The sequence below is a fragment of the Azospirillum brasilense genome (assembly GCF_007827815.1).
In the GTDB taxonomy this organism is placed as follows: domain Bacteria; phylum Pseudomonadota; class Alphaproteobacteria; order Azospirillales; family Azospirillaceae; genus Azospirillum; species Azospirillum brasilense_C.
Genome location: NZ_VITH01000005.1, coordinates 332,503 through 345,630, shown reverse-complemented (window position 1 = coordinate 345,630; position 13,128 = coordinate 332,503). Strand labels below are relative to the sequence as shown.

The following is a 13,128-nucleotide window of genomic DNA, read 5'->3' as shown; positions in this document are numbered from 1 at the left end:
CTCGCCGAAGGCGGGGGAGGGTCAGGGAGGGGGCAAAAGCAAATCTCTTCATCCAATTCCCGAAAGCTGGCGCAGCTTGGCGAAGGGGTGGTCGGTGTTGACGGGGGCCTCGCGGCGGGGCTTGTGGCGCGGGTTGCGGCGGCGGCGCCAGGAGACCGCCCCATCCTCCGCCACCGAGCGGGTGTAGCCAAGCCCCTTCATCACCGCCCCCAGCTCGTCCGGCCTGGCGCCGATCATCTGGGCCAGCGCCGGCTCGGCCACCGTCCGGCCTTCCTTGGCGGCGGTCAGCAGCTCGGTCTCCAGCCGGTCGAGCATGTCCACGCGCAGCGCGCGCGGCCCGGCCGCCGGGTAGCCGATGGCGTCCCAGAAGGCGGGCGGCGCGCCGGTCGCCTCCACCGAGACGCGGCCCGGCGGCGGGATCGGCACCGGCAGGGGCAGGCGGTGCTTCACCGCCCACAGCAGCCCGCGCAGCTCCACCGCCCCCGGCTTGGCGAGCGCCGTCAGGTAGAGGTGGGACACGCCGAGCCGCACCCCATGGCGGGACAGCGCCTTGCGGTCGGCCTTCTCCAGCCCTTCCACCATCGGGGCGACCGGCGCGCGGGGCAGCGCCCCCATGTTCTCGACGAGCTGGAAAGCCAGCCCGCGCGCGGCGCCCGTCAAATCGTCCGCATCGCGCAGCGCCAGCAGGGGGCGCAGCCGGGCGGCCACGCGGTCCTTCAGCCAGCGTTCCAGCCGGACGCGCACGCGGTCGAGCTGCCCCTGGTCGAGCAGCCCCTCGTCGAAGGGCAGGACCGCCGGGGTCAGCACCGACGGGCCGGGGCCGAGCCGGGCCACCGGCAGCCCGTCCGCCGTCAGCACTCCGTCCGGCCCGAGCGCGAACACATCGTCCGGCTCCTGCTCGAAGGCGCGCAGGCGGGACGCCACCTCCTCGCGCAGCGCGCGGCGGGCGGCGGTCAGCAGGGACTTGGCCTCCTCCGAGCGCTCCGGGGCGTCGGGGACGAAGCGGAAGCCCTCCAGCCGGCCGACCGGGTGGCCTTCCACCACCACCTCGCCGTCGGCGCGCACGCCGCCGATCAGCTCCCGCCCGTCCTTCAGCGTGCGCGCCAGCGTGGCCGAGCGGCGGTCGATGAAGCGCTGCGTCAGCCGCTCGTGCAGGGCGTCGGACAGCTTGTCCTCGATGGCGCGGGTGCGCGCCTGCCAGTGCACCGGGTCGGTCAGCCAGGACGGCCGGTTGGAGATGTAGGTCCAGGTGCGGATGTGGGCGATGCGGGCGACCAGCGCGTCGATGTCGCCCTCGGTGCGGTCGAGCCGGGCGATCTGCTTGGCCGCCCAATCCTCGTCCAGCCGCCCGATGCCGGTGCGCAGCTGCCGGAAGATCTGCCCGAGCAACCGGGTGTGGGCGTCCGACAGCACCTTGCGGAAGTCGGGAACCTGACAGACCTCCCAGAGCAGGCGCACGTTGTCGCGGCCCTTGGCGAGGTCCATCACCTCATGGTCGCGGACCAGCGCCTGCAGCGCCAGATGGTCGTCGGCGTCGCGGGCGCGCAGCAGTTCGGGGATCGGCGGGCGCTCCTCCAGCGACTTCAGCAGGAAGCCCGGCGTGTCAAAGCGCAGCTTGCTGTTGCGCCACATCAGCGTCTTGATCGTCTCGAACTGGTGGTTCTCGACGCGGTCGACCACGTCGGCCTCCAGCTCCCCCACCTCGTCGGTGGTGCCGAAGGTGCCGTCGCGCATGTGCCGTCCGGCGCGCCCGGCGATCTGCGCCACCTCCGGCGCGCGCAGGCGGCGCGGGGCGAAGCCGTCGAACTTCACGATGCGGGCGAAGGCAACATGGTCGACGTCCATGTTCAGCCCCATGCCGATGGCGTCGGTCGCCACCAGATAGTCGACTTCCCCCGCCTGATAGAGCCCGACCTGGGCGTTGCGGGTGCGCGGGGACAGCGCCCCCAGCACCACCGCGGTGCCGCCGCGCTGGCGCCGGATCATCTCGGCCAGCGCGTAGACGTCGGTCGCCGAGAAGGCGACGACGCAGGAGCGCGGCGGCAGGCGCGTCAGCTTGCGGTAGCCGGCGTAGGTGAGCTGCGAGAAGCGCGGCCGGCTGATGAACTCGGCCCGCGGCACCAGCCGGCGGATCAGCGGCTGCACCGTGTCGGAGCCGAGGAACATCGTCTCCACCAGCCCGCGCGCGTTGAGCAGCCGGTCGGTGAAGATGTGCCCGCGCTCCGGATCGGCGCAGAGCTGCACCTCGTCCACCGCCAGGAAGTCCACCGCCCGGTCGAGCGGCATGGATTCCACCGTGCACACCCAGTAGGACGGGCTGGGCGGCAGGATCTTCTCCTCCCCCGTCACCAGGGCCACGGCGTTCTTGCCCTTGATCGACACGATGCGGTCGTAGTTCTCGCGGGCCAGCAGGCGCAGCGGAAAGCCGATCATCCCCGTCCGGTGGCCGAGCATGCGCTCGATGGCGAGATGGGTTTTCCCGGTGTTGGTCGGCCCCAGCACGGCGACCACCCGGCCACCCGCACCCAGACCGCCCCCGGACGAAGAAAGGACAGAGGTCATAAGCGTAAGTTTTGGGCCTGGGGACCGGCAATGCAAGCGTCAGGGCGGCCGTGCCATGCTGCAACGCCCATCCGGGGCCGAACTCTTTCGGAAACGGTATAAAACCTCGGGCCGATGGACGGGCGCCGGTTATCCCGTCTACCCTGGCGCGCTCCACCCTAAGGGATTCCTCATGCGCCGTCTTCCCGCCCGTCCGCTCGCCGCCGCGCTGATGCTCGCAACCCTGGCGCTGCCGCCCGCCGCCGCCCGCGCCGAGGCCCCCCCGGTGACCGAGGACGGGGCCAGGGCGCTCGCCGCCGCGCTGAAGGACGGGCTGGCCCGCTGGTTCCCCAAGAGCGAAGGCGACGAAACCGAGCTGCGCTGGACCGGCGAGCCGGTGGCGACCCCGGCCGGCGACCATTACGAGGTGGCGCTGCCCGCCCTGACCGCGGTGTCGGACGATGGCACCACCGCCGACATCGGCACCATCCGTCTGACGGTGAAGCCGCAGGACGGCAACACCCACGCCGTCACCGCCACCCTGCCCGACCGCGTCGCCATCCTGGACAACGGCAAGCCGTCGGCCACCGTCAAGCTGGGCCGCCAGCGCATCAGCGCCCTGTGGTCCGGCGCCTACGAGACGGCGCTGTCCATGGACGCGGAGCTTGGCGACCTGTCGGTCACCAGCGACCGTAAGGACAAGAAGGGCAAGAAGGACGAGAGCGCCCTGACCGTCGGCGCCATCACCGTCGCCGGGGAGCTGAAGCCGGACGGCACCGCCGCCGCCGGCACCCCGCTGTGGAGCGGTCCCGGCGCGCTGTCCGTCAGCAACCTGCGCTTCCTCGACGAGACGAAGAAGGAGGTGCTGAACCTCGGCGGCCTGACGATGGAGGGCACCTACACCCGCGTCGACCTCGCCCGCGCCGACGCCATGCAGCGGCTGACCCAGACCCACGCCCTGGCCGGCACCCAGCCCCCGGCGGCGGAGCTGATCCCGCTGATGCAGAATCTGATGGGCGGGGCCAGCGGGCGCGTCCGCTTGTCCGGCCTGACGGCCCTGAACCCGGAGGACGGCACCCGCCTCGCCCTTGGCCAGCTCGTCCTGCGCGGCAGCGCCGAGGACCTGGACAAGCCGATGGCCTCGACCACCTTCGGGATCGAGTCCAGCGGCCTGACGCTGGAGCCGGAGGTGGCGCCGAAGGCCTTCATGCCGGACAAGCTGGACATTCAGCTCAGCACCGCGAAGCTGCCGACCGCCTCGCTGTGGCGGGCCTTCGCCGACCTTGCCGCGCTCGCCGAGGCCCAGGCCGCCGCGGGCGAGGAGAATGAGGAAGACGGCGAGGGCGAGGAGGAAGCCGCCCTGCCGGACGATGGCGCCGATGTTGGGACCGACGAGGCGGCGATGACCGCCATCGGCAACCGGCTGATGGGCGCCATGGCCGAGGTCGGGACGGAGCTGCGCATCGACCGCTTCGTCGTCAACACCCCGGCGGCCTCCGGCACCATGACCGGCGCCCTGCGCATGGCCGCCAACTCCGCCTTCGGCGCGGTGGGCAGCAGCACCGTGCTGCTGCGCGGCCTGGACGCCGCCACCAAGGCGATGCAGCCCAAGCCGGGCAAGAAGGCCGACGAGAGCACCCAGAACGCGCTGGGCGTGATCGCCATGCTCCAGGCCTTCGGGCAGGCGTCCAAGGACGACGCCGGCAACGACGTGCGCAGCTACAAGATCGACGTGACCGAGGCCGGCCAGTTCCTGCTGAACGGGGCCGACATGAGCGCGCTGATGGGCATGGGCCAGCCGGCGCCGGAGCTGGAGCCGACCCAGGGCAAGAAGCGCTGAGGCTGGGGGCGGCTTTTGCCCCCACCCTTCCCATGCTGCGCATGGGCCCCTTCCCTCCCCGCTTCGCAGGAGAGGGAGTTCATTCCCTCCCCTGCGATAGCGGGGGAGGGTCAGGGAGGGGGCAATACGTCCCCCACCCCACCCACTCCGGTTGCGAAACTCCAGCGCAACGCCAGCCGATCGCTCTTGCATGGGGCGGCGCGCTCACACATATCTGCGCCGTCCTCCGGACCCACCGGCAAGCCCATTACAAACAAGCCCACCACCAACAAGAACGATCAAGGATGACACCATGACCGAGGAACGGCTCAGCTTCCAGGCCGAGGTCAGCCGCCTGCTCGACATCGTCGCGCACTCGCTCTACAGCGAGAAGGAAGTCTTCCTGCGCGAGCTGGTCTCCAACGCCTCCGACGCCTGCGACCGGCTGCGCTACGCCGCGCTGACGCAGCCCGAACTGTCCGCCGACGACCCGAACCTGAAGGTCCGGCTGGTCGTGGACAAGGAGGCGCGGACCCTCACCGTGGCCGACAACGGCATCGGCATGAACCGCGAGGATCTGGTCGAGAACCTCGGCACCATCGCGCGCTCCGGCACCGCCGCCTTCATGCGCAACCTGAAGGACAGCGCCAAAGAGGGCGAGGCCAAGAAGGACGTCAACCTGATCGGCCAGTTCGGCGTCGGGTTCTACTCCGCCTTCATGGTCGCCGACCGGGTGGAGGTGCTGACCCGCAAGGCCGGAGAGACGCAGGGCTGGCGCTGGCTGTCGGACGGCAAGGGCGAGTTCACCATCTCCGACGTCGCCGACCTGCCGCGCGGCACGCAGATCAAGCTGCACCTGCGCGAAGGCGACGACGAGTATCTGGAGGAGCACCGCCTCTCCGCCATCGTCCGCAAATACTCCGACCACATCGCCATCCCGATCCTCTTCGGCGAGGGTGAGGACGCCAAGTCGCTGAACAGCGCGTCGGCCCTGTGGATGCGCTCCAAGAACGAGATCACGGCGGAGCAGTACACGGAGTTCTACCACCATGTCGGGCACGCCTTCGACGATCCGTGGCTGACCCTGCACTGGAGGGCGGAAGGCGCCATCGAATACACGAACCTGCTGTTCGTGCCGTCCTCCAAGCCGTTCGACCTGTTCGACCCCAAGCGCGCCCACCGGGTGAAGCTGTACGTCAAGCGCGTCTTCATCACCGATTCGGCGGAAGGCCTGCTGCCGCCCTACCTGCGCTTCCTGCGCGGCGTGGTGGACAGCGAGGATCTGCCGCTGAACATCAGCCGCGAGATGCTCCAGCACAACCCGATGCTGGCGAAGATCCGCGCCGGCATCACCCGCCGCGTCCTGTCGGAGCTGGGCAAGAAGGCCCGCGACACCGAGAAGGCGGAGGAATACGCGGCCTTCTGGGAGAATTTTGGCGCCGTCCTCAAGGAAGGCCTCTACGACGACTACGAACACCGGGACGATCTGCTGAAGCTGATGCGCTTCCGCAGCACCGCCGGTGACGGTCTGGTCTCGCTGGAGGAGTATCTGGCCCGCATGAAGGAAGGCCAGGAGGCCATCTTCACCATCAGCGGCGACGACATCGAGACGCTGAAGCGCAGCCCGCAGCTCGAAGGCTTCAAGGCCAAGGGCGTCGAGGTGCTGTTGCTGACCGACCCTGTGGACGAGTTCTGGGTGCCGTCGGTCGGCAGCTTCCAGGACAAGCCCTTCAAGTCGGTGACCCGCGGCGGCGCCGATCTCGGCAAGATCCAGGGCGGCGAGGAGAAGCCCGCTGAGGAGAAGGCGTCCGAAGGCGAGCTGACCGATCTGCTGGTCCTGCTGAAGCTGACGCTTCAGGACGTGGTGAAGGACGTCCGCCCGTCGGAGCGCCTGACCGACAGCGCCGTCTGCCTCGTCGCCGACGAGAACGACATGGACATGCATCTGGAGCGCCTGCTGAAGCAGCACAAGCAGCTCGGCATGGACGCCCCGGCGGCCAAGCGCATCCTGGAGGTCAACCCCGCCCACCCGCTGATCAAGCGCCTCGCCGAGCGCGCCAAGGCGAGCGGTGCGGCGACCTCGCTGGACGACGCGGCGTGGCTGCTGCTCGACCAGGCGCGCATCGTGGAAGGCGAGGCCCTGCCCGACCCCGCCGCCTTCGCCCGCCGTCTGGCCAGCGCGATGGAGAAGGGGCTGGCGTAACCCGCTCCCGTTGCCCCCTCCCTAACCCTCCCCCGCTTCGCAGGGGAGGGGACCCAATCTCCCTCTCCCGCGCAGCGGGGGAGGGCCGGGGTGGGGGCAACGCTACCCCCCCACCCGCTCCACCGGGAAGACCAGCGTCATGGTGGTGCCGCGGTCGGGGGCCGTGTCGATGTCCAGCCTCCCGCCGTGAAGCTCCACCAGCCGCTTGGTCAGAGGCAGGCCGAGGCCGGTGCCGATGTGGTTGCGGCCCAGCGCGCTGTCGATCTGGCCCCAGGGCTCCAGCGCCTTCTCCAGCTCGTCGGCGGTCATGCCGATGCCGGTGTCGTGCACCGACAGGCACAGCGTCCCGTCCGCCGCCACGCGGCCGTTCAGGGTGACCACCCCGCCGGGAGGCGTGAACTTCACCGCGTTGGACAACAGGTTCAGCAGCATCTGCCGCAGCTTGCGCTCATCGGCGCGCAGCGGCGGCAGGTCGGGCGGCAGGTCCGTGTCGATGCCGACCCCGGCCCGGCCGGCGCGGTCGGACAGCAGCCGGGCGCTGCCCACGGCGACGCGCGGCACGTCCACCAGGGATTCGGCCAGCTCCAGCCGCCCGGCCTCGGCCTTCGACAGGTCGAGCAGGTCGTTGATCAGGTCCATCAAATACCGCCCGCTTTCCGCGATGTCGCGGGCGTAGTCGCGGTAGAGCGGGTTGGCGATCGGCCCCAGGACCTCCTGCTCCAGCAGCTCCGCGAAGCCCATCATGGCGTTCAGCGGGGTGCGGATCTCGTGGCTCATGCAGGCGAAGAAGGCGGTCTTGGCGCGGTTGGCGCGCTCGGCGGCGCGGCGGGCCTCGTCGAGCTGGCGGGTGCGCTGGATGATCTGCTCGTCGGTCCGCGCCAGCAGGGCCACCCCCGTCCCGATGCCGAGATACCGCCCATCCTCCAGCACGACGAATCCCGAAGCCAGCGCCCCGGGATTGTCCTGAATGATCCGCCGCGCAACCTCGCAGAGCGGAAGGTCCGCCTCGACCAGCAGCGGCACCGGGTCCATCGCCGTCCGCGCCAGGGCCTCCGGATCGGCCACCCCCGCCAGCGCCACGCGGTCCACCAACCCGAGAACGCGCCCGTCCTCCGCCGTCACGGCGAGCGCCGGCAGGCCGGGTTGGGCGGCCAGCCGGTCCCGCAGGGTGCGGCAGGGCGTGTCCGGCCCGACGGACGGCTCACGGACGGCCAGCAGGGCCGCGACCAGGACGGGGGCGGCCTCCGTTTCCGGCGTGCCGCTGGGGGCGGGACTGGTCGGATCGGGATCGAGCACGGGGTGACGCAGCCTCGTCTGTCGGATGGGACGGTCGGTCCGGCACCGAAACGGCCCCGGACCCTCCATTCTGGCAGACGTTCGTTTGCAATTGGTTGCCGTGTCAGGCGGCTCCGGCCGCCGGCACCGGGTTTTGCAGAGCGTTGCCGGCACCCGTCCCGCCGGTCGCCGTGACCTGCACATCCACCGTCATGCCGAGGAAGTCCGCCGGCGCCCCGGTCCAGGAACCGCCGAGCGGCACCGCCTGCGAGGGGTCGCGGGCAACGGCGACGCGGATCAGGTTCTTGCCGCCGATGATGCCGTTGGTCGGGTCGAACTCCACCCAGCCGCAGCCCGGCAGATAGATCTCCACCCAGGCGTGGGTCGCCCCGCCGCCGGTCATCGCACCCTCCTGCCCGTCCCGCGCGGGATCGTAGAGGTAACCGGACACGAAGCGCGCCGCGAAGCCCAGCGAGCGCACCGCTTCCATCATCAGAAGCGCGAAATCGCGGCAGGAGCCGCTCTTCCACGTCAGGGTGTCCACCGGGCTTTGGGTGCCCTCCAGGTCGCGCGCCTGATAGGTGAAGGTCTCCTTGATGGCCCGGGTCATCGACACCAGCATGTCCTGCGTGTCGGGCGGCCCGCCCTCGCCCAGCGTCACGAACTGCCGGGCCCATTCGTCCACCAGATGCTCGGGGTCCGGATAATGCCGCTGGGTGGTCAGCGCCAGATCCGGCACCTCCTCCGCGGAATAGCTGAAGGGATAGGAACGCGCGTAGTCCTCGATCGGGAATTCCAGCTCGCCCATCGGGTAGTGATCGACCCGGATGTGGCTTTCGAAGCGCAGCTCCGTCGCCGGCTGGTCGAAGCTCGCCACCGCGATGGAGTTGCCGAAGACGTCGTGGAGCCAGCGGACGGAGGCCGGGGGAGGGCTGATCACCAGCCCCGTCTCGATCAACCGCAGATCGTGGCTGTCGCGGGGCCGGAACATCAGGCGATGGTCGCCGAAGGTCACCGGGTTGGCGTAGCGGTATGTGGTGGTGTGGTGGATGTCCAGGGTCATCATGGCGCGCGCCCTTTCCGTAAGCCGACACCAAACGTCGGCGTTTGTGAATGGTTCCGAATCACAGTATGGTGCTCGGGCATTCGGGGGCCGTACCGGGGAGGGACGGCGACCAGCGCAAGGACCGGGCCACATCGGCCGGAATATGCGCGCCCATGAGACGACAACAAGGGGACTTCCATGCCTTCGCGCCTCGAACAGCTCTGCATCGAGAAAGGGCTGAAGATGACCGACCAGCGCCGCGTGATCTCGCGCGTGCTGTCGGAGGCCGCCGACCACCCCGATGTGGAAGAGGTTCACCGCCGGGCGTCCACCATCGACCCGCGCATCTCCATCGCCACCGTCTACCGCACGATGCGCCTGTTCGAGGATGCGAACGTCATCGATCGGCTGGACTTCGGCGACGGCCGCGCCCGCTACGAGGAAGCCGGGTCGGAGCACCATCACCACCTGATCGATCTCGAATCCGGAAAGGTGGTGGAGTTCCAAAATGAAGATCTCGAACGGCTGAAGGAAGTCATAGCCCGCGAATTGGGCTATGAACTGCTCGGCCATAGGCTTGAACTGTATGGTGTTCCGCTGAGCCGCCGCACCACCACATCGGAGGGGGAGTAACGACCGGGCGTGCCCGTTGCTGAGTCCTTTGGGACTCGCCGGGCACCATCCGGACGATAATCCCATCAATTGCGGGTTGCGCCGGGCGCGGGTCTGTCCAGAGGCGATGCGTGGTCCTAGCTTCAGGAACGCACACGAATCATCGACGGACCAACCGCCGCCATGGACGACACGAACAACGACCCGGTTCTCGCCCGCCTCGACCGGCTGACCGACAGCGTCACCCGCCGTCTGGACAAGCTGGAGGAGCGCCTGCGCATCCTGGAGCAGGACAACGGCGAGATCATCAACCTCCTGATCGCCGTCAAGGCCGGGCTGGAGGAATGCGCCGGAGAAATCGCCATGGGCGAGATGCTCATCGACACGGACGACGCGGACGATTCCCCCAGCCCGTCGCTGCACTAAGTTGCCCCGGAAGTTGCCCCGAACGGCCCCGTTCAACGCATTTGGCTTGTGACGCGGCGCGTTCCGCCGGATAAGGGCGCATGCAGACCAGCGCCACTCCCGTTTTCGACGCCATCGCCTCCGGTCCCTCCACCGGAAGCCCCACCACACATGGCGCCGGCCCCCTGGCCTCCATCGCGCCGGGGGTGGCCTTCTTCGACTTCGACGGGACGCTGATCCACGGCGACAGCCTGCTGATGTTCATCGGCGAGGTCATCGGGCGCAATCGCGCCCGGCTGGCCTTCCTGGACGCCCTGCGCTCCGGCCTGCACCGCCACGCGCGCGGGCGCGGGCCGGGGGTGGATTTTCCGGGATCGGTCAAGACCATCCTGCTCCGCCGGACGCTGCGCGGCGTTCCGCTGGCCGACGCGCTGGCCGCCGCGGAACGGCTGGTCCACCGCATCCGCTGGCACGCCCCGCTGGTCGAGACCCTGAAGATGCACCGGCGCGAGGGGCGCCGGGTGGTTGTGGCCACCGGGGCGCTCGACGTCTACATGCCGGCCCTGCTGCGCGAACTGGAGGTCGATGATCTGCTCGCCACCGGGATGGAGGTGGAGGACGGCGCCCTGACCGGACGGCTGTGCACCGGCAACTGCGTGCGGCTCGACAAGCTGGAGCGGGTGCGCGGCTGGATCGCCGCCAACGGCCCGTTCGGCGAGACCTGGGGCTACGGCAACCGGCCCAGCGACCTGCCCATGCTGTCCATCGTCGACCGCCCCACCGTCGTCAAGATCCGCTGACGTCGGTATCCGCTGATCGGGCGGCGCGTGCCGCCCATGGGGATTTGCAACCGGCTTCCGCGTGGCGTAGAAAGCCGGTCAGATTCCAGGAAAGCCCGTGGTGGGACCCGCATGACGACCGGCTTTTCCATCGACGCCGACATCCGCCCGCCCGGCCAGGGAGGCCGCCGCGCCGTCATCGCCGACGACGATCCCGGCCAGCGGGACGCGCTGGCGCGCCATCTGGCCGAACGCGGCTTCGCCGTGTCCACGGTGTCCGGCGGCTTCGAGGCGCTGGGCCTGATCGGAGCGGAGGGGCCGGCCGTCGCCCTGCTGCGCCGCCGCCGGCCGGAGGACGAGGGTGACCGGGCCGCGGCGTTGGCCTGCATGCTCTACCCGCACACCCGGATCATCCTGACCGCCGGCGCGCCGGACACCCAGTTGGACGCTGAGCCGGGCAACAGCCCGGTCACCGTGCTGGCCCGCCCCGTGGACCTGGCCCTGCTCGACCGCTGCCTGGACGGGCTATAGGACGACCTCCACCGGCATTCCCACCGCAAGCCCCCCATCACGGTCGGCGCGGCCCCGGTTGACGGCGATCTCCGCCAGACCGCTGGAGTTCGCGTACCACAGCGCCTCCCCCACCGGGACGTCGGCGAAGGTCCGGCCCCGGCGCACCGTGCGCCCGCCGGCCCGCAGCACCGCGTCCTCCGGCAGCCGGTCGGCGCGCAGGCCGGTCATGGCGTTGCCGTAGACGTCCACATAGACGATCCGCGCCAGATCGTCCGGCCAGTCGGCGCGCGAGAGGCCGGCCAAATCAACGGGCTCCAGCGCGACCGGGTTTCCCATGGCGAGGCTGGCCGCCACCGGGGCGAACAGGTCCCGCCCGTGGAAGCTGGCCGACAGCCGCTCCGGCCGCCAACCGATGCTCCAGGCGCGCACCGACTCGGCCCGCCGCCGCACCAGTTCGAACAGGCCGTTGTCCGGCCCGACGAAGCGGCGCCCGTCGGCCTCCACCACCAGCGGGCGGCGGTCGGTCCCGACGCCGGGGTCCACCACGCAGAGGAAGACGCTGTCCGCCGGGAATTCCGGAGCGTAGGCGGCCAGCAGATAGGCCGAGAGCTGCGGGTCGAAGGCGGGGGCGTCGGCGAACAGGTCGATGACCGGCAGGCCCGGCGCCATCCGCGCCAGCACCGCCTTCATCTGCCCGGTGTAGGGTCCGGACAGCCCGAAATCCGTAAAGAGCACGATCATCCCGCCACTGTAGCGCACTCCACCCCGTTCGGTAAGACACGGATCGTCACGATCCGCCTTGCAAGGCCGGAGAGGCGGTTCATATATTCGTGGAACGCAAATGCACTCCAACCCGTTTACTTGGACCCTCCACCCTAACCTTGCCGATCTTTGTCGGGACCAATGAATATGAACATATGTTCAAAAACCTTCGCGACAAAGAGCCTGACGAAGTTTATCGCGACCGCTGTCTTGGCGATTGGCTTGGCCGCTGCCCTGCTGCTGCCGGGAGCGGCGCGGGCCGAGGGTGAACGGCCCCAAGGCGAGCGCCCGAAGATTGTCGCCACCACCGGCATGGTCGCCGACCTCGTGCGGGCGGTGGCCGGCGACCGGGCGGCGGTGGAGGCGCTGATGGGCGAAGGCGTCGATCCGCACCTGTTCAAGCCCACCCGCTCCGACACGGTGAAGCTGCTGCGGGCTGACGCGGTGTTCATCAGCGGCCTGCATCTGGAAGGCAAGATGACCGCCGCCTTCGACCGGCTGCGCGAGTCCGGCAAGCCGGTGGTGGCGCTGGGCGACGCGGTGCCCAAGGAGCGGCTGCTCAGCCCGCCCGAGTTCGAGGGCGCCCACGACCCGCACATCTGGATGGATGTGGGGATCTGGGCCAGCACCCTGCCGTCCATCCGCGACGGGCTGACCCGGCTCGACCCCGCGGGCGCCGAGGCGTACGCCCGCAACGCCGACGCGTACGGGGCGGAGCTGGCGCGGCTCGACGCGTACGCCCGGCGCATCCTCTCCTCCATCCCCGGCAAGGCCCGCGTGCTGGTCACCGCCCACGACGCCTTCAACTATCTGGGCCGCGCCTACGGGATCGAGGTGCGCGGCATCCAGGGGATCAGCACGGAATCCGAAGCTGGCCTGCGGATCATCGAGGAACTGGCCGCTTTGCTGGCGGACCGCGGCGTGCCGGCGGTCTTCCCGGAGACCAGCGTGTCCGACCGCAACGTCCGCGCCTTGGTCGAAGGGGCGGGCGCGCGCGGCCACCGGGTGACGCTGGGCGGTGCCCTGTTCTCCGACGCCATGGGCGCGCCGGGCAGCTATGAAGGCACCTACATCGGCATGATCGACCACAATGTGACGACCATCGCCCGCGCGCTGGGCGGCGAAGCACCGGCCGGCGGCTTCCAGGGCAAGCTCGCCCTGGCGCAGCGCTGAC

11 protein-coding genes are annotated in these 13,128 nt (G+C 70.1%); 7 read left to right on the top strand and 4 right to left on the bottom strand.

The genetic code is table 11. The annotated features are described in order from the left end of the window. Window positions 1–48: 48 nt before the first annotated feature. Window positions 49–2,562, bottom strand: coding sequence for a helicase-related protein (locus FBZ83_RS12815; protein WP_186466054.1), 2,514 nt, complete (start codon window positions 2,560–2,562; stop codon window positions 49–51). 172 nt (window positions 2,563–2,734) lie between these two features. Between FBZ83_RS12815 and FBZ83_RS12810 the strand changes: the two genes are divergently transcribed. Both FBZ83_RS12810 and htpG read left to right on the top strand, forming a co-directional pair. Next, window positions 2,735–4,381: a DUF945 domain-containing protein gene (locus FBZ83_RS12810; protein ID WP_145683109.1), complete on the top strand. Its 1,647-nt coding sequence runs from the start codon at window positions 2,735–2,737 to the stop codon at window positions 4,379–4,381. A gap of 292 nt (window positions 4,382–4,673) precedes the next feature. Beyond that, window positions 4,674–6,563 (top strand): molecular chaperone HtpG, encoded by a 1,890-nt coding sequence (gene htpG, locus FBZ83_RS12805; protein ID WP_145683106.1) that lies wholly within the window; start codon window positions 4,674–4,676, stop codon window positions 6,561–6,563. A 102-nt stretch (window positions 6,564–6,665) separates the two neighbouring features. Here the strand turns inward: htpG and FBZ83_RS12800 are convergent, their stop codons facing one another. Together FBZ83_RS12800 and FBZ83_RS12795 are read right to left on the bottom strand one after the other, a co-directional pair. Further along, window positions 6,666–7,859 (bottom strand): sensor histidine kinase, encoded by a 1,194-nt coding sequence (locus tag FBZ83_RS12800; protein WP_145683104.1) that lies wholly within the window; start codon window positions 7,857–7,859, stop codon window positions 6,666–6,668. 103 nt (window positions 7,860–7,962) lie between these two features. Next, window positions 7,963–8,904, bottom strand: coding sequence for a transglutaminase family protein (locus FBZ83_RS12795; protein ID WP_145683101.1), 942 nt, complete (start codon window positions 8,902–8,904; stop codon window positions 7,963–7,965). Between the two features lie 177 nt (window positions 8,905–9,081). Here FBZ83_RS12795 and FBZ83_RS12790 point away from each other — a divergent pair, with 177 nt between their 5' ends. The 4 genes from FBZ83_RS12790 to FBZ83_RS12775 all read left to right on the top strand — a co-directional run bounded on the left by FBZ83_RS12790 (window position 9,082) and on the right by FBZ83_RS12775 (window position 11,210). Continuing rightward, window positions 9,082–9,516, top strand: a complete 435-nt coding sequence (locus FBZ83_RS12790) for a Fur family transcriptional regulator (RefSeq protein ID WP_038525613.1) — start codon at window positions 9,082–9,084, stop codon at window positions 9,514–9,516. Between the two features lie 162 nt (window positions 9,517–9,678). Continuing rightward, window positions 9,679–9,921 (top strand): hypothetical protein, encoded by a 243-nt coding sequence (locus FBZ83_RS12785; protein ID WP_145675830.1) that lies wholly within the window; start codon window positions 9,679–9,681, stop codon window positions 9,919–9,921. An 80-nt stretch (window positions 9,922–10,001) separates the two neighbouring features. Beyond that, on the top strand, window positions 10,002–10,700 hold the full coding sequence (locus FBZ83_RS12780; RefSeq protein WP_145683096.1) for an HAD family hydrolase: 699 nt from the start codon (window positions 10,002–10,004) through the stop codon (window positions 10,698–10,700). A gap of 111 nt (window positions 10,701–10,811) precedes the next feature. Then, complete coding sequence (locus FBZ83_RS12775) at window positions 10,812–11,210, top strand: response regulator (protein ID WP_145683092.1); 399 nt, start codon at window positions 10,812–10,814, stop codon at window positions 11,208–11,210. Here the strand turns inward: FBZ83_RS12775 and FBZ83_RS12770 are convergent. Further along, complete coding sequence (locus FBZ83_RS12770; RefSeq protein WP_145683090.1) at window positions 11,205–11,933, bottom strand: SAM hydrolase/SAM-dependent halogenase family protein; 729 nt, start codon at window positions 11,931–11,933, stop codon at window positions 11,205–11,207. The genes FBZ83_RS12775 and FBZ83_RS12770 overlap by 6 nt on opposite strands. A 243-nt stretch (window positions 11,934–12,176) precedes the next feature. Here FBZ83_RS12770 and FBZ83_RS12765 point away from each other — a divergent pair, with 243 nt between their 5' ends. Beyond that, window positions 12,177–13,127, top strand: a complete 951-nt coding sequence (locus FBZ83_RS12765) for a metal ABC transporter solute-binding protein, Zn/Mn family (protein WP_247888277.1) — start codon at window positions 12,177–12,179, stop codon at window positions 13,125–13,127. Window position 13,128 lies beyond the last annotated feature (1 nt).

Excerpts from the sequence above, each read along its gene's own strand:
- FBZ83_RS12815 (WP_186466054.1), bottom strand. The coding sequence starts at position 2,562 with ATGACCTCTGTCCTTTCTTCGTCCGGGGGCGGTCTGGGTGCGGGTGGC.
- FBZ83_RS12810 (WP_145683109.1), top strand. The coding sequence starts at position 2,735 with ATGCGCCGTCTTCCCGCCCGTCCGCTCGCCGCCGCGCTGATGCTCGCA.
- htpG (WP_145683106.1), top strand. The coding sequence starts at position 4,674 with ATGACCGAGGAACGGCTCAGCTTCCAGGCCGAGGTCAGCCGCCTGCTC.
- FBZ83_RS12795 (WP_145683101.1), bottom strand. The coding sequence starts at position 8,904 with ATGATGACCCTGGACATCCACCACACCACCACATACCGCTACGCCAAC.
- FBZ83_RS12790 (WP_038525613.1), top strand. The coding sequence starts at position 9,082 with ATGCCTTCGCGCCTCGAACAGCTCTGCATCGAGAAAGGGCTGAAGATG.
- FBZ83_RS12785 (WP_145675830.1), top strand. The coding sequence starts at position 9,679 with ATGGACGACACGAACAACGACCCGGTTCTCGCCCGCCTCGACCGGCTG.
- FBZ83_RS12780 (WP_145683096.1), top strand. The coding sequence starts at position 10,002 with ATGCAGACCAGCGCCACTCCCGTTTTCGACGCCATCGCCTCCGGTCCC.
- FBZ83_RS12775 (WP_145683092.1), top strand. The coding sequence starts at position 10,812 with ATGACGACCGGCTTTTCCATCGACGCCGACATCCGCCCGCCCGGCCAG.
- FBZ83_RS12770 (WP_145683090.1), bottom strand. The coding sequence starts at position 11,933 with ATGATCGTGCTCTTTACGGATTTCGGGCTGTCCGGACCCTACACCGGG.